The organism is Shewanella cutis (assembly GCF_022410515.1).
Classification (GTDB): domain Bacteria; phylum Pseudomonadota; class Gammaproteobacteria; order Enterobacterales; family Shewanellaceae; genus Shewanella; species Shewanella cutis.
On the sequence record NZ_JACSDI010000001.1, the window covers coordinates 37959 to 57340 of the forward strand.

At 47.2% G+C, this 19382-nt stretch carries 30 protein-coding genes and 1 other annotated feature; of the genes, 24 read left to right on the top strand and 6 right to left on the bottom strand.

What is annotated here, in order from left to right; all coding sequences use genetic code 11:
• Positions 1-58: 58 nt before the first annotated feature.
• Together H9J30_RS00300 and H9J30_RS00305 are read left to right on the top strand one after the other, a co-directional pair.
• Positions 59-796: a beta clamp domain-containing protein gene (locus H9J30_RS00300; RefSeq protein WP_240129193.1), complete on the top strand. Its 738-nt coding sequence runs from the start codon at positions 59-61 to the stop codon at positions 794-796.
• A 67-nt stretch (positions 797-863) separates the two neighbouring features.
• Positions 864-1376: a hypothetical protein gene (locus H9J30_RS00305; RefSeq protein ID WP_240129194.1), complete on the top strand. Its 513-nt coding sequence runs from the start codon at positions 864-866 to the stop codon at positions 1374-1376.
• 37 nt (positions 1377-1413) lie between these two features.
• On the opposite strand, the gene H9J30_RS00310 is transcribed toward H9J30_RS00305, so the two are convergent.
• Complete coding sequence (locus H9J30_RS00310; protein WP_240129195.1) at positions 1414-1587, bottom strand: hypothetical protein; 174 nt, start codon at positions 1585-1587, stop codon at positions 1414-1416.
• On the opposite strand from H9J30_RS00310, the gene H9J30_RS00315 reads away from it, so the two are divergent.
• The 17 genes from H9J30_RS00315 to H9J30_RS00390 all read left to right on the top strand — a co-directional run bounded on the left by H9J30_RS00315 (position 1586) and on the right by H9J30_RS00390 (position 8358).
• Positions 1586-2173, top strand: a complete 588-nt coding sequence (locus tag H9J30_RS00315) for an ead/Ea22-like family protein (protein WP_240129196.1) — start codon at positions 1586-1588, stop codon at positions 2171-2173. The genes H9J30_RS00310 and H9J30_RS00315 overlap by 2 nt on opposite strands.
• Positions 2170-2889: a hypothetical protein gene (locus H9J30_RS00320; RefSeq protein ID WP_240129197.1), complete on the top strand. Its 720-nt coding sequence runs from the start codon at positions 2170-2172 to the stop codon at positions 2887-2889. Before H9J30_RS00315 ends, H9J30_RS00320 begins: the two co-directional genes overlap by 4 nt.
• Positions 2886-3602 carry a hypothetical protein gene (locus H9J30_RS00325; protein ID WP_240129198.1) on the top strand — a complete coding sequence of 239 codons (717 nt, stop codon included), beginning with the start codon at positions 2886-2888 and terminating at the stop codon, positions 3600-3602. The genes H9J30_RS00320 and H9J30_RS00325 overlap by 4 nt, the downstream gene beginning before the upstream one ends.
• Entirely contained in the window at positions 3599-3817 is a 219-nt protein-coding gene (locus tag H9J30_RS00330) for a hypothetical protein (RefSeq protein ID WP_240129199.1), read from the top strand. The genes H9J30_RS00325 and H9J30_RS00330 overlap by 4 nt, the downstream gene beginning before the upstream one ends.
• Positions 3814-3954, top strand: coding sequence for a hypothetical protein (locus H9J30_RS00335; RefSeq protein WP_240129200.1), 141 nt, complete (start codon positions 3814-3816; stop codon positions 3952-3954). The genes H9J30_RS00330 and H9J30_RS00335 overlap by 4 nt, the downstream gene beginning before the upstream one ends.
• A 36-nt stretch (positions 3955-3990) precedes the next feature.
• Complete coding sequence (locus tag H9J30_RS00340; RefSeq protein ID WP_240129201.1) at positions 3991-4218, top strand: hypothetical protein; 228 nt, start codon at positions 3991-3993, stop codon at positions 4216-4218.
• Positions 4215-4904, top strand: coding sequence for an S-adenosylmethionine-binding domain-containing protein (locus H9J30_RS00345; RefSeq protein ID WP_240129202.1), 690 nt, complete (start codon positions 4215-4217; stop codon positions 4902-4904). The genes H9J30_RS00340 and H9J30_RS00345 overlap by 4 nt, the downstream gene beginning before the upstream one ends.
• Positions 4901-5026: a hypothetical protein gene (locus tag H9J30_RS21560; RefSeq protein ID WP_133179044.1), complete on the top strand. Its 126-nt coding sequence runs from the start codon at positions 4901-4903 to the stop codon at positions 5024-5026. Before H9J30_RS00345 ends, H9J30_RS21560 begins: the two co-directional genes overlap by 4 nt.
• Positions 5026-5706, top strand: coding sequence for a hypothetical protein (locus tag H9J30_RS00350; protein ID WP_240129203.1), 681 nt, complete (start codon positions 5026-5028; stop codon positions 5704-5706). Before H9J30_RS21560 ends, H9J30_RS00350 begins: the two co-directional genes overlap by 1 nt.
• Entirely contained in the window at positions 5703-6287 is a 585-nt protein-coding gene (locus tag H9J30_RS00355; RefSeq protein ID WP_240129204.1) for a hypothetical protein, read from the top strand. Before H9J30_RS00350 ends, H9J30_RS00355 begins: the two co-directional genes overlap by 4 nt.
• The gene (locus H9J30_RS00360; RefSeq protein WP_240129205.1) at positions 6284-6781 is read left to right on the top strand and encodes a hypothetical protein; all 498 of its coding nucleotides are present in this window, start codon (positions 6284-6286) and stop codon (positions 6779-6781) included. The genes H9J30_RS00355 and H9J30_RS00360 overlap by 4 nt, the downstream gene beginning before the upstream one ends.
• The gene (locus tag H9J30_RS00365) at positions 6781-7092 is read left to right on the top strand and encodes a hypothetical protein (protein ID WP_240129206.1); all 312 of its coding nucleotides are present in this window, start codon (positions 6781-6783) and stop codon (positions 7090-7092) included. The genes H9J30_RS00360 and H9J30_RS00365 overlap by 1 nt, the downstream gene beginning before the upstream one ends.
• A complete protein-coding gene (locus tag H9J30_RS00370; protein ID WP_240129207.1) occupies positions 7079-7285 on the top strand; it encodes a hypothetical protein in 207 nt (68 codons plus the stop codon). The genes H9J30_RS00365 and H9J30_RS00370 overlap by 14 nt, the downstream gene beginning before the upstream one ends.
• Positions 7286-7554: 269 nt before the next feature.
• The gene (locus tag H9J30_RS00375; RefSeq protein ID WP_240129208.1) at positions 7555-7752 is read left to right on the top strand and encodes a hypothetical protein; all 198 of its coding nucleotides are present in this window, start codon (positions 7555-7557) and stop codon (positions 7750-7752) included.
• Positions 7749-7952, top strand: a complete 204-nt coding sequence (locus H9J30_RS00380; protein ID WP_240129209.1) for a hypothetical protein — start codon at positions 7749-7751, stop codon at positions 7950-7952. Before H9J30_RS00375 ends, H9J30_RS00380 begins: the two co-directional genes overlap by 4 nt.
• The gene (locus H9J30_RS00385; RefSeq protein WP_240129210.1) at positions 7949-8146 is read left to right on the top strand and encodes a hypothetical protein; all 198 of its coding nucleotides are present in this window, start codon (positions 7949-7951) and stop codon (positions 8144-8146) included. Before H9J30_RS00380 ends, H9J30_RS00385 begins: the two co-directional genes overlap by 4 nt.
• The gene (locus H9J30_RS00390; RefSeq protein ID WP_240129211.1) at positions 8146-8358 is read left to right on the top strand and encodes a hypothetical protein; all 213 of its coding nucleotides are present in this window, start codon (positions 8146-8148) and stop codon (positions 8356-8358) included. Before H9J30_RS00385 ends, H9J30_RS00390 begins: the two co-directional genes overlap by 1 nt.
• Positions 8359-8363: 5 nt before the next feature.
• Here H9J30_RS00390 and H9J30_RS00395 read toward each other — a convergent pair whose 3' ends face one another.
• The 5 genes from H9J30_RS00395 to rnm form a co-directional block, all read right to left on the bottom strand.
• Positions 8364-9623 (bottom strand): tyrosine-type recombinase/integrase, encoded by a 1260-nt coding sequence (locus H9J30_RS00395; protein ID WP_240129212.1) that lies wholly within the window; start codon positions 9621-9623, stop codon positions 8364-8366.
• Between the two features lie 181 nt (positions 9624-9804).
• Positions 9805-10401 carry an SMC-Scp complex subunit ScpB gene (scpB, locus tag H9J30_RS00400; RefSeq protein ID WP_011622248.1) on the bottom strand — a complete coding sequence of 199 codons (597 nt, stop codon included), beginning with the start codon at positions 10399-10401 and terminating at the stop codon, positions 9805-9807.
• A gap of 3 nt (positions 10402-10404) precedes the next feature.
• On the bottom strand, positions 10405-11193 hold the full coding sequence (locus H9J30_RS00405; RefSeq protein ID WP_240129213.1) for a segregation and condensation protein A: 789 nt from the start codon (positions 11191-11193) through the stop codon (positions 10405-10407).
• A 188-nt stretch (positions 11194-11381) separates the two neighbouring features.
• Positions 11382-12002, bottom strand: a complete 621-nt coding sequence (locus H9J30_RS00410; RefSeq protein WP_240129214.1) for an L-threonylcarbamoyladenylate synthase — start codon at positions 12000-12002, stop codon at positions 11382-11384.
• On the bottom strand, positions 11999-12859 hold the full coding sequence (gene rnm, locus H9J30_RS00415; protein ID WP_240129215.1) for an RNase RNM: 861 nt from the start codon (positions 12857-12859) through the stop codon (positions 11999-12001). The genes H9J30_RS00410 and rnm overlap by 4 nt, the downstream gene beginning before the upstream one ends.
• A 210-nt stretch (positions 12860-13069) precedes the next feature.
• Positions 13070-13177: a sequence feature (Trp leader region), on the top strand.
• Positions 13178-13228: 51 nt separating this feature from the next.
• On the opposite strand from rnm, the gene H9J30_RS00420 reads away from it, so the two are divergent.
• The 5 genes from H9J30_RS00420 to trpB all read left to right on the top strand — a co-directional run bounded on the left by H9J30_RS00420 (position 13229) and on the right by trpB (position 19380).
• A complete protein-coding gene (locus H9J30_RS00420) occupies positions 13229-14923 on the top strand; it encodes an anthranilate synthase component 1 (protein ID WP_240129216.1) in 1695 nt (564 codons plus the stop codon).
• 10 nt (positions 14924-14933) lie between these two features.
• Positions 14934-15542: an aminodeoxychorismate/anthranilate synthase component II gene (locus H9J30_RS00425; protein WP_240129217.1), complete on the top strand. Its 609-nt coding sequence runs from the start codon at positions 14934-14936 to the stop codon at positions 15540-15542.
• Positions 15542-16585, top strand: a complete 1044-nt coding sequence (trpD, locus tag H9J30_RS00430) for an anthranilate phosphoribosyltransferase (protein ID WP_240129218.1) — start codon at positions 15542-15544, stop codon at positions 16583-16585. Before H9J30_RS00425 ends, trpD begins: the two co-directional genes overlap by 1 nt.
• A gap of 77 nt (positions 16586-16662) precedes the next feature.
• The gene (trpCF, locus tag H9J30_RS00435) at positions 16663-18072 is read left to right on the top strand and encodes a bifunctional indole-3-glycerol-phosphate synthase TrpC/phosphoribosylanthranilate isomerase TrpF (protein WP_240130033.1); all 1410 of its coding nucleotides are present in this window, start codon (positions 16663-16665) and stop codon (positions 18070-18072) included.
• Between the two features lie 117 nt (positions 18073-18189).
• Positions 18190-19380, top strand: a complete 1191-nt coding sequence (gene trpB / locus H9J30_RS00440; RefSeq protein WP_240129219.1) for a tryptophan synthase subunit beta — start codon at positions 18190-18192, stop codon at positions 19378-19380.
• The last annotated feature ends 2 nt before the right edge of the window (positions 19381-19382 follow it).

Genomic DNA, 19382 nt, shown 5'->3' on the forward strand with positions numbered 1-19382 from the left:
ACCTGTAAGTAATCCTTACAAGTTCATCAATTCCATCTCAGCCTAGTGAGCAATCACCATGAAAACCAAATTCAACATTCAATACCTGCCAATGCTGGCAGCGTTCGCCGCAAAACAGGATGTTCGTTACTTTCTCAACGGCTTTCACGTAAAGCCCCACCCAGAAAAAGGCGTAATCCTCACCGCCACAGACGGCCATTGCCTCGTCACTATCCATGACGAGGATGGTTTTAGCGATGGCGAGTACATTTACCCAATCAGCAAAGAGTTGCTAAAAGCCGCCAACAAAAAGCATTTACCTTCCATACAAAACATCTTTATCAACGATGGCGTGGCCATGCTCACATCGATTTACGACATCATTGACACCTTCACCACCTTTGAAGCGTTGGACAATCAGGAACGTAAGTTTATTACTCACATTGAGTTTATTAACCCCATCGATGCACGTTACCCAAATGTAGGCAAACTCTTTAAATCACGGCTAAGTGATGAAAACTTAAAGCCAGCATCAACGATTGGCATGAATGTAAACCTGCTCAGCCGCCTATCAAAATTGAATTACTGCAAGATTAACGGTGCTGTTTTGCACGTATCAGAAAAGAATTCGCTGATTGCAGTCATGGGCTTAAAAAAAGAAATCGTCGCAATGATCATGCCCATGACCTTGGACGAATCAGAACGCGTTCCTCCCGCCGATTTTGTTTACTTTGCAGGCCATCAGCCAGTCGAGCCAGCGCCAGAATCCGCCACTCAAACCACCTCACCAGAGCCTGAACAGTCAAGCGCCGCTTGATAGTTGCCGCCATTCACGAAAGAAGGAATAGATCATTAGCTACTTCAAAATCAGCAACGAAACCGCAGTGCAAGCATTTAAAGACTTTAACGCAGCAAAATCGGCCTTAATTGAGCAAGCCACAGTGCTAGCTAACCACTTTGGCGGTGAACCCATTTTCAGCAACCGAATTGATAAAGTGTCGTTTGCTGGTATCAACTTTCACAACTTTAACCAGCTTGAAAACAACCACTTATGGTTTAAGCCGAAAGCGACTAACTGCTTTGCTTCTGAGCCCAAATACGGCAAACCAAAAGCCGCAGATCGTGAAGCGCTAGAAGCAATTAAAGCCACCTACAACGCCATGAAACCTGAGCCAGTTTCACGCGAACCTTTGCTAGCATCGCTGGGCGTAAGTTATGGGGATTGCCTATTTAGTCGGCTGGATATGTTCCTGCACAACGATGTGATTTACCTCGACACCAGCCTACCCCTTATCGATGCCACTGAAATATTCGGCAGCGAATACCAAGCTGCAAAAAACGAGTACACCGCAGGCAAAAAGGCATCCAAGCAACCAGCACAAGCAAGCGCAGCTTGATAGTTGCCGCCATTCAAGAAACAAGGAATAGAGCATGCTAACCCACGACAAACCCCAACACCGCGATATCAAGATCGGCCTCGGCCATATCGTCGCAGATAAAGACGGTTGGATGTTGCCAGGCGGCAAGTTCACCACCAACCGCGCCGTCGCCATTCGCGCAGCCAAAGGCCTGCACCGTTTCTTGGTTAAAAGATAAGGACGTCACCATGAGCCAACAAATTGAAATCCCTGCATTCCTGCTCGAAATGTCACAGCAAATGCACCAGCAGTCTAACCGCTGCACCGCCGAGCCTATTTGGCAAGTACGCTGCAAGCGCTATTTGCCAACCGAAGAAGGCTATGACGAACATCACTGGGAGATTGCTGATACCGATGGTGGCACTACGCTATATCGGTCTGATGAATCTGATATCAAGCAAGCACTCGCTGAATGGTTAGTTGAAAACGACCATCAATGGTGTAGCAATTGGCTGTTTGATAACGACATTGATGAAGTTTGTCACGATGTTACTCATGCATTTGATGAAGTGTTTATCAACGCATTTATCGATGAATTTAATGTTGAGTCAGATCACGACCAGCTACCTGATCCGCTTAAAAAGTTTCACCTTCAAGAAACGGAAGAAGTAATCAAAACCTGCCTAACTGAAGCCGATGCCAAGGCATTTATCGCCCGTAAGCAGCACGACTATCCAAGGCTTTACACCTATGTCGAATCAATGGTGTTTTGCCCACAGATGATCCAGTTACGCAATTGGATTATGTCACTCACCACGCCAGAGGTGAAAGCATGAGCCAATTATTCTACCTGCGCGACTCGCGCACCAATGTCGGCAGCACCTGCCTGTTTTGGGCTAAAGATGGTTGCGGCTATACAAGCGATTTAGACAAGGCGCATGTTTACACACTTGAAGAAGCTCAGCGGCAATTTAACAGCCGCCACACTGACGTTCCGCTTTGCAAAGAGCTTGTGGATCAACTGGCAACAGTGCGAGTTGATAACCAATACCTGCCATTAAATGGCGCAAAAGTCGGGTGCGATTTATACGTTATTAGCTTTAAGGACAACTGGGATGGAAACGATGTTTACTGGCTATCTCAGTTTGGATTTAGCGATGTTAACTACAAAGACGCAACGATATTTAGTTATCAAGCGGCGTTAGACATACAGTCACTAAAGCCCAGCATTAAAACTGAAATCTTCGCCAAAGCAGAAATCGACGCCATCGCTCGCCGGACTTTTCAAGCCGCCAACATAAACGAACGCAAGATGATCACCGCCGCAGGCATCCGCAAACCTAAGCGCAAACGCCACCGCCAAACCACGGGCAAAACTCGCGGCAACTGCCCACATTGTGGCGCCATCACTTGGGGATTCAACCCATACGAGGCTTACACCTGCGCCGAAGCAGATGCCGAAAACCGTGGCTTTAACCTTTATGACAATTGCAAAGAGGTGAAGCTAGCCAAGCAAATGAGCAAGGCCAAGATTGAAGGAGAAGCAGCATGATCCCTAACTCATTGATTTACACACCAGAAGACATTGCCGATTGGAATAAAGCGCTTAATCGTCACTTCTGCAATATCCGTCACACCGCAATCTTATTTGTGCCTAAAAACACTGATGATGCGGTGATTTACGATAATTCTGAAAACCACGGCATCCTCTGCGCCATTGGCGATATTGGGATTGAAATTGATCCAAACACTCGCCCAGGCATTTACGAAGCTGAAGTCGAATATTGGAGCGAACAAAGCTTCGAAGGTGAATGGGATGGCGGCGTGGTTGTCCATAGCATGCTGCCTTACAAAGCTAGCGACTCTCTATATAAACAGATTGCCAAAGAAGCAGAGGCCAGAGTTCAGAAAGTTTATCGTGATAATGAATGGTCAGGTATCGAGGCTTATCACTACCAAGAACTATGTAAAAAGTATGGCTTACAAGACAACGCAAATCACTACGACATGGAGCGCGTCGCCTACTTCCTTGGCGCAGTTGGCCGCTTAATTTGTTACCAGCCAAACCCAGATACTAAAAGCAGAAATAACTATGTCGCTGGCATCGAGTTAATTGCAGAGCTAACAGGTTGGTACAACAAAACCGACGACCAGCTAAAGCAAATCTCAATTGCTTTTATCGAGCAAGGCCTGTACGACAAAGCAGCGCTAACGCTTGCCCTGCTCTCAAGCAATCAAGGCAAGTACCAAGGCGGTGAAGCATGAAACAAATAACTAAACCAAGAAATGTGCGGCGAATACATACGAGGTCTTGTGCAAATTGTCGGTTCAATATTTTCGATGCTGAATCTGAATACCGTATTTGCCAGAGAAGCGGAGAAAGTGAATGGGGCGAACCTGAAGAAATGAGTAATTACGTTTGTGATGATTTTAAAAAATACAACGGTATTGATTCATGCATTAAAGGCGGTGAAGCATGAATCTTTTAATACCTGGCTTTGAATCGCCAAAGCGCATCGAGCTGATGCTGTCACTGACCAAAATCAACTCAGAAAACCTAATCAACGCATTGATGCTGCATTACACCGTTACCTATCTGGAGAGCGCTCCATGGTGAGCAGCGATAAGGCACGATGTTCAGCTCTCTAACTTTGTGCGCGGCCAAGAACGCCTCGAAGAAGTAGCGGCCATTATCGAATCCATCAAAGAACTCGACTGGGAAAAGCATCTTGCCAAGTTAGCCGCAGCCAACGCGCGGATCACCGAGCTTGAGCAGCTAGTTAGCCGCGCCGCCAACTATCTGTATGAAATCGGAATGAATGAAGAACTTGAGCAGCAGCTTAGCGCTGCAATCAGCAATTCAAAGGAGCATGCAGCATGAGCAAAAAATATCAGCTGATTTACGCCGATCCGCCATGGGCCTTTAGCAACCAAAACACGGGCGGCTCGATGAAATCCAGCGCCCAAGCCAAGTACACCGTCACTAGCACCGAGGACTTAAAACGCCTCGATGTGGGCAGCATTGCCGATGATAACTGTGTGCTGGTGATGTGGTATGTGGGCGCTATGCCGCAGGATGCCATTGATCTGGTTAAAAGCTGGGGCTTCAGCCTTAAAAATATGAATGGCTTTGTCTGGAACAAGCTAACGGTCAACAACAACCCATTTTTTGGCATGGGCTTTTGGACCCGCGCAGGTAGCGAGTCGGCCATTATCGCTATCAAAGGCAAACCAACGCCAGCTTGTCGCAGCGTTCGCGCCGTGGGCAATTACGATCCACAAAGCCTTGATGAAGTGCTCGCCCACCTCTGCTACGTGGGCACCTATCAAAACATTCGCCACAGCCAAAAGCCAGATGAGTTTCGCGATAAATGCGTCGAGCTCATGGGTGATGTCCCTCGCCTTGAAATGTTCGCCAGAACCAAAACCAAAGGCTGGGATGTGTTTGGGAATGAAGTTAAAGGCTCGATAGATATCCCATTAAAGCCAGAGCAATCAACCGTTGAGTTAGCGCCATCGCAACAGCTCGATATCGAAGATCAAATAGCGCGGGAGAATGCAGCATGAAGCAATCAACCGCAATCCGTGAAGCCCTTAAACAGTGGTACGCCCTACCACGAAAACAAGCATGCAGCTGCCAACAGTTTATGAAAAAACTGGCAGAAGAATTAAAGAAGGAAGGTAAGTGATGGCTATCGAAATGACTCATAAGAATCTATGCGATATCGCTGTACGCTGGCTGAAAAAAACGAATAGTAATGGCGGCCCTTGCTGCCATGTTGCTGTGTCTGAAATGCAAGGTGGTTGGAGTGGCGAGATACCTGATGCAATTGGCTTTAGGGCGGCAGGTTATAACGACGGCGCAATAATCGTTGAAGTAAAGGTATCGCGTAGTGACTTTCTTGCTGATCGAAATAAACCACACCGCAACGGTGAAACATTGGGTATGGGTAAGTGGCGGTTTTACCTTTGCCCAGAGGGTTTGATTAAGCCTGAAGAAGTGCCTGAAAAGTGGGGCTTAGTATACGTAACCCAGCGCGGAGGCACCAAATGCGTGAAAGGATTCTGCAGTGAAGTAAGGATGAGTAATCGCAATGATGCTCTCGAAAGCGACGCATTCGAATCAGACCGAGATAGAGAAATGTTCTTGCTTGTAAAGCTGTTATCTCGTCTAGGAGATATTGAGCAGTTTAATCAGAAATTGCGTGAAATGTATCGAATTGAAACGCAGCAACAAAAACGCATTAACGAATTAAAAGAAAGGCTTGATAACTCTGTTTCAGTAGATCGCAAACATAGACGGAAAGTTCTCAATTTTATTGGTGAACTACAAAAGCAAGACTGGGAAAGTGAGAGAGGTGCAGCATGACCAAACGCAGAGTGTTATTAGACGGCAACGGTTCAACAAAAATCAATGTTGAAGGCCTTGGGGTTTACGTTCCCGCCATTGAGCACGATCACCTCAAGCAAAAGCTTGGTGCCGAGATTCAGCAATCGAAAGACCAAGTTCAAGCCATGCAGCTGGAAAGATCAACGCATGTCGATGATATCGGCATCGACAGATTCACCAACGCTATGCGGGTAAAAATGGCCTACGCCAGAGCTAGAGGCCGCAGCGGTTGGGATGATCCAGCGCAGTGTTCAGGCGAGCAGCTTGCGACAATGTTAGTTGAGCACCTAACCAAAGGTAATTATGGCACTTTCGAGGACGTTGCCAACTTCGCCATGATGCTGCACCAACGCCAAGAGTCACCAATGCTGTTGGTTGATGCGGTTAACGCAATCAAGGCTAGTGTCGTGAACGAATTAGTGGCAGTGCTTAATGAAGCATCAGAAAACGCGTTCGACAATGATTATCTACAAGAAGCGCGAGCCATGGATGATGCGGCAGAGATTATCAGTGCTCGCGCTAAGCAAATAATGAAAATCAAAGACGTGGAGGCAGCATGAGCTTAGATATGGAAGATTTCACTTTAGGCATGATCATGGAGCAGGCCAAAGCCGCACAGCTTAAGAAAGAAGCTAATGCTGAAAAACTGCCAGCGTTATTCGACAAAGCGCTAAATGCCTTAGTCGCGGCCTGTGAAAAGCTCGAAGTAATCACCGCAGAGCGTGACCAGTTGGAAACGCAGTTAAAGGAACTAGAAGCCATTGTTCACCCTGACGATAAGAGCAAGTATCTAGGATTCACTGTGAGCCAAATGCTTTACCACCTAAGCAAAGATTGCAAGGAGGTAGAACTAACAGCCAAAGGTGAATCTGATTGGTGCCTGCATGTCTTGAGTGCTCAGTGCGGTGAGTTTGAAATGCAAGGCGGCTTAATGTTCATACTTGGCCAAGCAAGCAAACCATTCCTAAAACAATGGATGGAGGAACGCCTAGAGGCCAAAAGCAAGATGGACAATATATTAGCCATCGTAAAATCAGCTAAGGATGGTGAGTGATGGGATGGGCTAACTGTGGTACCGACAGTAAAGGCAGGCCAATTGGCTATGTCTTTACAGCAACCTGTGATCACCCAGGTTGCCATACTCAAATCGACCGAGGTCTTGCTTATGCATGTGGCGGGATGCATGGAAAAGATGAGATTAGCTGCGAAGGTTATTTTTGTGAGCAGCACAGGCCAACGTATATCGAGCATGAGGGAGATACCCGCCAGATTTGTAGTCAGTGTACTAAGGAGTTACTCGACTCTGGTGAGTGGATTGAAGATGAAAACGAAGGTTGTTTAAGGAGTGTGCATGATGACTGCTAAAGCAACCAAAGTTTGCAAGTGGCGGTATCAAGAAGGTGGTTTTGTTTTTGAATATGACACTGCTCAAGAATTAGCAAAGCTCATGTTTGAAAACTTACCTGAAGTGATAAACCCATATGATCCTGATTGCACTGACTTTGATAATTTCAATGAAACATTATGGCAATTGCAGCGTGATAAGGATGGTGAGTGATGTTTGAGTTTACTAAAGATAAAAAAGGTTTAAGACCTAAATATATTGGCACAATCAAACATAACGGCATTAGAAGAACTTTAATGGTGTTAATGACTTTGCCCACTATTTTAGCGGTGATTTGTTTGAATGTTTTTATGTTTTTATGTTTTTAGTCTACGTCATTATGGCGTTTTGGAAACTTATTTTATTAGGAACATTTAAAATTTTGGCTGGTATGTTTCAGGCTAAAACATGGGAAGTATGGCATAAGCCAAGGCAGGTGCAGCATGACTCTAAATGATCGCATGAATTTGCTTATCGCTGAGAACGAGCAGCTAAAAGCCCAAGTTGCAGAACTTAAGAATCAAGTGTCAATCCTCAGCCAGCGCCCTAAATACGATTTATCTACAACACAAGGCCGCGAACAAGCGGTGATTGAAAGGCTTAAAATACAAGGTTTGGTAAGTAACAAGGGAGTTGCATGATGGATGAATATATTCCTGAAACAGGTAAATCCTGCCTTTACAAAAGGAAAGGTGCTCTAAATTGGTGTATGTGCAAAGTTATAGCAAAATACGAATCACTTATTTGGATTCATAATTTTTATACTGGAAGCAAGCCAGTAGTTAGAGAAGCCGAAGTTGAATTTAAACCATTGCCTGATGATAAGGCAGGTGCAGCATGAACACTTTTTTTATTTGTCTTTTTCTGCTTCCTATTATCTGGATTTTATTCGCATGGATTGGCAAAAAAATAGCGATTAAATGGCTTTTCGGTTGGCGTTTTATCGTAATTAACGCAGAAGGTGAAGCGTGGTACATCGACGTGAAACCTGATGCCAAAGTCAAAACAGTTGGTAAAAATAAGGACGGTGCATAATGTTTCAGCAAGAAATAGATGCTATGCAGGGTAAAGTGGTGCAGCAGTTTTTCTCGCCAGCTCAACTTGCAAAAGCGTTGGGTATTGGCACAACTAAGCTGTATCAACTATTTAAGTTAGAAGACTTCCCAAAACCAACCACTAACCCGCACTTTAAAAATAAGTACAACTTTCAAGAAGTTAAAGCGTGGATTTACGAGAACGAACAATGAGGCCGTTACTGCGCGGCCTTAAGCTCAACCACGTTGTGGTATGCTGCGGGATCTTTGAGTCGCTGCAGCTTCTGCCACCAAATTCGATATGCCTTAGCTTGTTCTTCTAAATAGTCGTAGTGATCATAAATCGACTGAATCCCGCTTAGTTTATGCCCCAGCATGGTTTCGGCCACTTCTGTAGTAGTAATCTTACTCATGTTAGTGCGCTGCGTTCTGCGCAAATCGTGCAAATACCACTCATTTAACGGCGTACCATTCAGCTTAGCCCAGGTGTTTATTGGGTTAGACATGCGTGTTGTCGCTGCCTGCGAATATATCCAGCCTTTCTCTGTCGGAAACACCAGCTCGTTAGGGCTGAGTGAAAATGCTAGCTCAAGCAATGGTACTATCTCGTCGATGATCGGCCGCAATAGCGGCCGCTGCATCTTGTACCCTGTCTTGTGGTTTTCAACCGGCACCGTCCAGATCATCTTAGTAAAATCAAAATGCGCTTTCTGCGCCAATCGTAATTCACCGATCCTACAGCCAAAGAATAAGGCCATAAAAACCATAATCCGGTTACCAAGGCGCTGACGTTTGGCGTTATCGATGGCTTGCAAAATAATCTTGAGTTCGTCATCGCTAAGCGTGCGCTTACGGCTTTTGCGAGAGATATTTAAATCTTCTTTTGACTCAATACCCATTAACTCGTTAGCGCTAATAATTCGGCGGCGAACAGCCCATTTTAGCGCCCTGCGACTCACTGTTAACGTTAGATTAGTAATAGTTGGCTTTTTGGCGGCAATAGACTCAAACAAATCTAGCCACTGATGCAAGGTTACTTGGTCAACCTGCTTTTTACCAAGCACAGGGAATACGTTGATCTCAAGCGCACGCAAATATTCATGCGCGGTACTGTCTTTAACGCTAGCACGGCCATCACTAAACTGTGACTTATGCCATGCCCTAAAAACTTGCTCGACTGAGCCTTCGTTTGATACGGCCTTTGCCGCTTTATCGCGTTTATATTCCCGTGGATCTAGGTTATCCAGTAGTAACTTGCGATAGACTTCGCACTGTTCTCTGGCTTCTTTAAGCGAGAGCAAAGGATAAGGCCCAATATCAACCCGCGCCGCCTTGCTTGCCCAGCGGTAGCGCATTTGAAAAGTAATTGCGCCCTTAGCGGAAACCCTAACACTAAGGCCGTCACGATCTGCTTTCTCATAAGGCTTATCAGCGACTTTGTTCAGGTTTGCTTTTAACCATGAGTCAGAAAGTGCCATAACCTTTCTCCATCTTGTACATGAGTCTTTCATGTACGCAAATATGTACACAAATATCAAGAATAGAATCGAACGAAAGTGAAAAACTTTTCAATGAAAAATCCATTTTTACTAATAGTTTCAAAGAGAATTAGCGGAAAAACGTAAGGCAATGAATGATACTGAAACAATAGTGTTTAAATCACTCATTAGTATCTTGCTCTTCTGACTGTTCAGGCGTTACTTTCAAACCCGAAAATACCGCCTGCAATGACTCAGTATCCGTAAGCGCAGGTAAATCCGCTAGGGTATCTAAGCCAAAATAGGCTAAAAATTCTAAGGTCGTGGCGTAGAGTGCGGGTCGCCCCGGAACTTCTTTATGGCCAACGACTTTAATCCAATGTCTATCTGACAAACTTTTGATGATGTGGCTACTAATGGCCACACCACGCACCTGTTCAATATCGCCACGGGTCACAGGTTGACGATAGGCGATCACCGCCAGCGTCTCTAATGTTGCCCGCGAATACTTGGGTGCTTTTTCCTGCCACAGGGGCTGCAAAAACGGGCTCAGGACTTCCAAGGTCTGGAAGCGATAACCCCCAGCCACTTTCACAAGTTGAACACCCCGTTCCTGATAATCTTGCTGCAGCTCTTCCAATGCGGCTTTGATTTTGTCTCTGGAAACGCTGAAATCCGCCAACACGGTTTCTTTCAACATTTTCACCGACAAGGGTTTCCCCAATACAAACAGACTCGCTTCAATAAGCTGTTTTAATTGAATTGGATTTATCTGCATCAATTAATAGGCCTTTACGTAAATAGTTGAAAACGTCTCTGTTTGGTACAATTCCACTAATAATTCTTTGACCAATTCCATCAAGGCTAAAAAGGTCACCACCACCCCGGCGCGGCCTTCTTCGACGCTAAATAAACGCTCAAAGGGCGTAAACGTCTCGCTATTAAGCATGGCTAAAATTTGGCTCATGCGCTCGCGGGTAGATAACTGTTCACGCTTAACATGATGATCCTCATTGGCATCGATACGTTTAAGCACTTCGCCAAAGGCGCGGGCGATTTCAAATAACGATACATCAGGCGGGATCACCAAAGGTTTAATATTCGGTGAAGGTGCCGCGGTCGCTTGAAACACATCGCGTTCAAGCCGAGGTAAATCATCAATTTTTTGCGAGGCTTCCTTGATCACCTCATAGGCCTTCAATTGACGGATCAACTGCGCCCGCGGATCTTCCTCCACTTCATCTTCCGCCACCATACGCGGCAGCAGCAAACGGGATTTAATCTCAGCTAGTGTTGCCGCCATGACCAAATAATCCGAGGCCAGTTCGATACGCGCCTGAGTGAGCATCGCGATATATTCTAAATATTGCGCGGTGATCTGCGAAATGGGTAAATCGACAACATCTAATTTTTGCTTACGGATCAAATATAAAAGTAAGTCGAGCGGCCCTTCGAAGGACTCCAAGAACACTTCTAACGCCTCAGGTGGAATAAACAAATCCTGCGGCATTTCGGTCATCGCCTGACCGCGAACAACGGCTAAGGGTAAACTTTGTTGCGTGCCCTGCATCCGCTATCCCCATGTAAAACAATCGTTTTTAAACGGCTGTGATGACTGACTCGAACCCGCAATGAGCACGGCTTAAGCTCGCTATGCAAGCGCCCCCACGCCAAACGCGCGATTATACCCGCAATTGAGCGGCGATAACACTGTCAAATGATGGTTTTATCGCCTTAATATCTTAGGGTAAATCGCGGTTAGAGAAATGGGGTAACATCGCCCGCGCCTTCACGCAGCACTTCGAAACCATCTTCAGACATATCAATCACTGTGGTCGGCTTTTCACCTAAATAACCGCCGTGAATAATCACATCCACTTGATGCTCTAACAGGTCACGAATCTGTTCAGGATCAGACTCAGCAAAATCACTATTGGGCATCACCAAACTGGTCGACATCAGCGGCGCATCTAACGCCTCGAGCAACGCCAAGGCGATCACATTGTCTGGCACGCGGATACCAATGGTTTTCTTCTTGTCATTTTGCAGACGACGGGGCACTTCCTTGCTCGCCTTAAAAATAAAAGTGTACGGCCCTGGTGTGCAACTTTTTAAGATGCGGTAGGCCTGATTATCCACCTTGGCATAGGTCGCTAACTCGGATAAGTCGCGGCACATCAAGGAGAAATTATGATCGTGTTCGATTTGACGAATGCGGGTAATACGCGTCATCGCGTCTTTCTCACCGATCATGCAACCGAGGGCATAACCCGAATCGGTTGGATATACAATCACCCCACCGGACTTAAGCACAGCCACGGCTTGACTAATCAAACGCGCCTGTGGATTTACTTCGTGTACATAAAAAAACTGACTCATGGTCGTTCCACCCAAGATCCCGACTGCCAGACCCAATCAATACCTTGAGGCTGGTAGAGATTTTTACCTAATTCAATCCAATTACTTGGAAAGTGAAAATCACTTCCTATCGATGCAAGCAACTGATTTTGGACACTCAGCGCCACTAAATTGGCCCTATCATCCACCGTTTGTTGGCCGAGCACCACTTCCATGGCATCCCCGCCTTCTGCTTTAAACTCCCGCACTAAACGCTTTAACCATTTAGCCGACAACTTATAACCGCTCGGATGGGCCAATACCGCTAGCCCGCCCGCATTGTGGATCACCTTAATCGCGCTTGCCATATCACCCCAATTATTGGGCACATAGCCAGTTTTACCGCGAGCTAAATAACGTTTGAACACACTTGGCATATCCACCGCGTGGCCATTATCGGCAAGCCAGCGCGCATAGTGACCACGGCTTAAAGCGGCTCCTGCGGCAAGTTTTTTAGCGCCCTCATAGGCACCTTCAATCCCCGCCTTAGCCAAGCGATGGCCGATTTCTTCGGCGCGCTGCTCACGTAACTCACGCTGATGTGCTAAAAAGCCTAATAACTCGGCATGGGTCTCATCAAAATTGAGCGCCACAATGTGAATATCGTAACTATTCCAGCGAGTTGAGATCTCAACCCCAGAAATGAGTTTTAACGGTTCGGCCTGCGCTTGATTGAAGGCGCGGGCTTCACTTAAGCCTGCAACCGTATCGTGATCGGTAATCGCAAATAACTGCACGCCCTTTTCAAGGGCTCTGGCGACCAGCTCGGACGGCGTGAGATGACCGTCGGATGCGGTCGTGTGGCTGTGCAAGTCAGCCAATATGCTTTGAGTATTCATGCCGTTATTGTACGTGAATTTAAGATTAAATGTGCATTTATCTCACACTTTATCGAGTAGGAATGGCATTGGGTACAGTGATTTAGCGACGTTAATCCATCATTTTGAAAAATATTCAATTGACTTTCGCCTCAGGCTCATGTTTTCTATAGCTCAACTAACGAATTATTGAGACCCTTTTGAATGACTCAGATTAACGCTTCTTTCAACATCATTTGGTGGTGGCACTTCCCAACTTAGCGGGTAGTGTGAAGCTCTGTGCTCATTTGAAAGTAACAGAATCAACAAAAAAGCCCGCAGAAATGCGGGCTTTTTTGTTGGTGCGAAAAATGTCTGCAACGCGGTAAACGGATAAAAAGCGAGATAAGCATGACCCTAAAGACATTTAATCAGGTTACCCAAGTTGATGGCGAAAATTTTGCCTCGTCTCAACAGACATTCGCACGCTCACATTCGCTTAAGGCAACGCTGGCATACCATAGCGATCCACTGCGTCTGTACCAGCACATCACCCAAGATGCGCCCCATACCATGTTGTTAGAATCAGCGGAAATCAATAGTAAGGAAAATCTTAAAAGCATGGTGATGACCCATGCGGCGCTGATGATCCGCTGCGATGGTTATCGTTTACGCTTTAGCGCACTGAGTGACAATGGCGTCAGTTTACTCGCCCCCATCGAGCAATTTTTTACTGCTCGCTCAAGCCAAACTCAATGCCAACACGATGGCCATAGCCTAATAGTCACGCTGCAAAAAGATACTGAACTTAAGGATGAAGATGCACGCTTAAAATCCACCTCGCCCCTCGATGGTTTGCGCTTGTTTGTAAAGCATATCGACTGTGGTCAGACGCCAGCATTCGAAGACTTATTTTTAGGTGGCGTGCTTTCCTACGATTTGATTGATACCGTCGAGCCGCTGCCAGAAGCCCCTAATGGTGCAAATGATTGTCCTGATTATTTATTTTATCTCGCCGAAACCTTAATTCTTATCGATCACAAGCAAAAACAAGCCGAGATTATCACCCACAACTTCAGTGAAGGCGCAGCACAACATTCCGAGGTGACCCAAGCCTTAGCCGAGCGAGTTGAAAACATCCGCGCCCAATGTGAAGCCTTAGCCAAGAGTGCAACACCTACGCCCGCCCTTGTTGGCATAACGGCCACAGAGCAAGTGAATGTCAGTGATGAGGCCTTTAAACAAACTGTTATCGATTTAAAAGAACACATTATTGCCGGCGATATCTTCCAAGTGGTGCCTTCTCGCAGTTTTAGCCTGCCCTGCCCGAATACCTTAGGTGCTTACCGCGCGCTGCGATTAACCAACCCCAGCCCCTATATGTTTTATTTTAGGGGCCATGATTTCACCCTGTTTGGCGCCTCGCCCGAGAGTGCGCTGAAATATGAAGCCAGCAATAATCAGGTCGAAGTCTACCCGATTGCAGGCACTCGTAAACGCGGCAAAACCGCCAGCGGCGAGATTGATTTCGACCTCGATAGCCGTATCGAACTCGAATTGCGTTTGGATAAAAAAGAGTTATCTGAACATTTAATGCTGGTCGATTTGGCTCGCAACGATATCGCCCGTATCAGCCAAAGCGGCAGCCGCAAAGTTGCCGAGTTACTTAAAGTCGACCGTTATTCCCACGTGATGCACTTAGTCAGCCGCGTTACAGGCCAATTACGCCAAGACTTAGATGCGCTCCACGCCTACCAAGCCTGCATGAACATGGGCACTTTAGTTGGTGCGCCCAAAGTACGTGCTTCGCAATTAGTGCGTCATGCAGAAAAGACCCGCCGAGGCAGCTATGGCGGCGCCGTAGGTTACCTCAACGCCCTTGGCGATATGGACACCTGCATAGTGATCCGCTCCGCCTTTGTGAAAGACGGTGTAGCCCATATCCAAGCGGGAGCTGGCGTGGTGTTTGACTCCGATCCCCAAAGTGAAGCCGATGAAACCCGCCAAAAGGCGCAGGCGGTGATTTCGGCCATCAAAATGGGCGCAGGCTTGGATGAAACCCACCAAGTATCTGCCAATACTCAAACAACAGTGCAGCAAGGATAAGGAGCCAAACATGAAACTCTATTTACTCGATAACTTTGACTCCTTCACCTACAACTTAGTCGACCAATTTAGAAGCCTTGGCTGTGAAGTGGTGATCTACCGTAACGATGTTGCCGCCGACTATATTGCCGACAAGCTGTTGGCGGAAACCGAGCCTAGCGCCTTAGTCTTATCGCCAGGCCCAGGTGCACCCCATGAAGCGGGCTCCATGATGGCGCTAATAGACAAAGTCGCGGGCAAAGTGCCTATGCTGGGGATCTGCCTGGGTCATCAAGCCATGGTGGAATATTACGGCGGTAAAGTGGAGCGCGCGCCTTTTGTGGTGCACGGTAAAGCCAGCCCCACCTTCCATAATGGTAAAGGCGTGTTTGCTAACTTACCTTCGCCCTTACCTGTCGCCCGCTACCACAGCTTAGTAGCCACAAAAGTACCTGATTGTCTTGATGTTATTGCCACCACCGATGATATGCCTATGGCAATTTTGCATGCCAAACACAGGGCGGTAGGTTTTCAGTTTCATCCCGAATCCATCCTCACCACCTTAGGCAGCACATTGTTAACCCAAACTTTAGTCTATTTGACCCAAGCAATGACAAGTCACCACGCAGGAGCTAAATAATGAGTACGACATCAATCCAGCCCCTGCTCGATATTTTGTTTCAGGGCAAGGCATTAACCCGCGAGCAAACCGCCAGCCTCTTTAGCGCCCTTATCCAAGGTGAAATGAATGAAACCGTGATGGCTGGCATGTTAATGGCCCTTAAAATTCGCGGCGAAACCATTGCTGAAATCAGTGGCGCCGCCGATGCGATGCGCGCTGCGGCTAAACCTTTCCCTTTTCCCGCATCTAAGCGGACTGAAGGGATTATCGATATTGTCGGTACCGGTGGTGATGGTTTTAATACCATCAATATTTCTACCACTGCCGCCTTCGTCGCCGCAGCCGCTGGTGCAAAAGTGGCGAAACACGGTAATCGCTCCGTCTCGAGCAAATCGGGCTCGTCAGATTTACTCGCCCAATTTGGCATCGATTTAACCATGTCACCCGAGCTTGCAAGCCACTGCCTCGAATCACTCAATCTGTGCTTTCTGTTCGCGCCCCACTACCATGGCGGCGTAAAGCATGCAGTGCCCGTACGCCAAGCGCTTAAAACTCGCACCTTATTCAATGTGTTAGGGCCATTGATTAACCCAGCGCGCCCCGAATTTATGCTGCTCGGGGTCTACAGCCCAGAACTGGTGACACCCATCGCCCGCGTGCTGCAAGCCCTTGGTACCCAAAGAGCCATGGTGGTACACGGCAGTGGTTTAGATGAAGTCGCGCTCCATGGCAGCACACAGGTCGCCGAGCTTAAAGACGGTGAGATTATTGAATATCAATTAACACCAGCGGATTTTGGTGTGCCACAAGACCAAATTAGCGAACTTGAAGGCGGAGAGCCTGCGCAAAACGCCCAGATCACGCAATCTATTTTGCAAGGACAAGGCAGCGATGCCCACACCCATGCGGTTGCCATCAATGCGGGTTGTGCCTTATATCTGAGTGGCCGGGCGGAGTCAGTAAAAATGGGGACAGCCCTTGCACTCAGCACCATAAAAAGCGGCAAAGCCTTTGAATTACTGAATAAGCTCGCTACAGTCAGCAGCGAAGCACAGGAATAATGACCATGGCACAGGTTCAACAACCCGACGCAAATCGCTCGCAAGATAATCAAACATCACTGGATGTAAGGGGTAGCATGCAAACCAGCACTACAAAAGCCAACGTTTTAACCCGTATCGTCGATACCAAGGCCGCCCATATCGCCGCCCTTAAGTTGCGCTTTCCTGAAGACAGCTTAACCCCCAAGATCTCGGACCGTAGTCTATTTGCCGCGTTAAAAGCCACTAAGGCTGGCTATATTTTAGAGTGCAAAAAAGCCAGTCCCTCCAAAGGCTTAATCCGTAAAGACTTTGATGTCGAAGCCATCGCCTCGATTTATACCAAGTATGCTGCGGGGATCTCGGTATTAACCGATGAGCAATTTTTCCAAGGTGATATGGACTATATCCCTAAAGTGCGGGCAAAAGTGAGCCAACCGATTCTGTGTAAAGACTTTTTTGTTGATGAGTATCAAATCAAATTAGCGGCCCATCAGGGCGCCGATGCGATTCTGTTAATGCTCTCAGTGCTCGATGATAAGCGATATCAGCAACTTGCCAGTGAAGCGGCCAAATATCAACTCGATGTATTAACCGAAGTCAGCAATGAGGAAGAACTTAAGCGCGCTATCGCCTTAAATGCACCTATTATTGGCATAAATAACCGTAACTTACGGGATTTAAGTACTGATCTTGCCACCACAGAGGCCTTAGCGCCCCATATTGGCAGTGATCGCGTGGTGATCAGCGAATCAGGGATTTACACCAATGACCAAGTGCGCCGCTTAAGTCCACTGGTCGATGGCTTCTTGGTCGGCAGCTCGATTATGGCCGAAGAAGATATTGATTTAGCCTGTCGTAAATTGATCTTCGGTCACAATAAAGTCTGCGGCCTCACCCGCCTTGAGGATATTGAAGCGGCGGCCAATGCGGGCGCTGTTTTTGCTGGGCTCATCTTTGCTGAAAAATCGCCACGAGCGGTAAGCCAAGAAGCAGCCAGAAACCTTGTACAGCAATACCGCGCAGCCAAATTGCCCGCCATTGAATTTGTCGGGGTGTTTGTTAACAGCGAGCCAGAGCTGATCGCAAGTATCGCCAAAGCATGTGATTTAGCCGCCGTGCAACTGCATGGCAGTGAAACCGAGTTAGAAATCAGTGAACTTGCTCAATTGTTACAACAAGCTGGACTTAAGACTCACATTTGGAAAGCGGTCAGTGTTGACGCCAACAGCGGCGAACTCGGTGCCATGCCCAAAGGAGTACAGCGTTATCTGTTTGATAGTAAAAATAATGCAGGTTTTGGTGGCACGGGGCAGCCCTTTAATTGGCACTTACCTCTTGCCCATAAAGCAAAAGCCTTACTGGCTGGCGGTCTTAATGCCAGCAATGCCGCCAACGCCAATGCCCAAGGATTTTACGGTTTAGATTTTAATTCTGGCCTCGAAACCGCCCCCGGCGTTAAATCTGCAGAACAGATCCAAACAGCCTTTGCCCAATTAAGGCTCTGATCCGACTAAAGCGCATTTAAGCGATGTTTAGCACCCATTAAGCAGAAAAGATTGATACATCGATAGCCGTTAATAACCAACGCTATCGAAATAAATGAATAGGATAAGGAACAAGGTATGTCACAGTTAAAGCTTAACCCTTATTTCGGCGAATACGGTGGTATGTATGTACCACAGATTTTAGTCCCAGCCCTCAAGCAACTCGAAAGTGCCTTTGTTGAAGCGCAAACCGATGAGTCCTTCCAAGCCGAGTTTACTGACTTACTAAAAAACTACGCGGGTCGCCCTACTGCACTCACCTTAACCCGCAATTTAAGCCCTAACCCTATGGTGAAAATCTACCTTAAGCGGGAAGATTTACTCCATGGCGGTGCCCATAAAACCAACCAGGTATTGGGCCAAGCATTATTAGCTAAGCGTATGGGTAAAAAGGAAATTATTGCCGAAACCGGCGCGGGCCAACACGGTGTTGCCACGGCTCTGGCCTGTGCACTGCTCGGGTTAAAATGTAAAGTGTATATGGGCGCGAAAGACGTGGCCCGCCAATCTCCCAACGTATTTAGAATGCGGCTGATGGGCGCGGAGGTTATCCCTGTGACTTCGGGTTCTGCCACCTTAAAAGATGCCTGCAACGAGGCGATGCGCGACTGGTCAGGTAGCTATGAAAAGGCTCACTACCTTTTAGGTACTGCAGCAGGACCACATCCGTTCCCGACCATCGTACGTGAATTCCAACGTATTATTGGTGAAGAAACCAAAAAACAAATACTTGAGCGCGAAGGTCGCCTGCCCGATGCGGTGATCGCCTGTGTCGGCGGTGGCTCTAATGCCATTGGTATGTTTGCCGACTTTATAGATGAAACCAATGTCGAGCTGATTGGCGTCGAGCCTGCGGGTAAAGGTATTGATACCCATATGCATGGCGCGCCGTTAAAGCACGGTAAAACGGGGATTTTCTTTGGCATGAAAGCACCACTCATGCAGGACCGCGAGGGCCAAATCGAAGAATCTTACTCAATTTCGGCAGGCCTTGACTTCCCATCCGTTGGCCCGCAACACGCCCATTTGAACGCCATCGGCCGTGCCCGCTATGAATCGGCCACAGACGATGAAGCCCTAGAAGCCTTCCAACTGCTCGCGCGCTGTGAAGGGATTATTCCGGCGCTCGAATCGGCCCACGCCCTCGCCTATGCACTGCGTCTGGCGAAAGAGTGCACTAAAGAAACCATTTTGGTTGTCAACCTCTCAGGCCGAGGCGATAAGGATATTTTCACTGTGTCAGACATTTTAAACGGTAAAGAGGAATAACT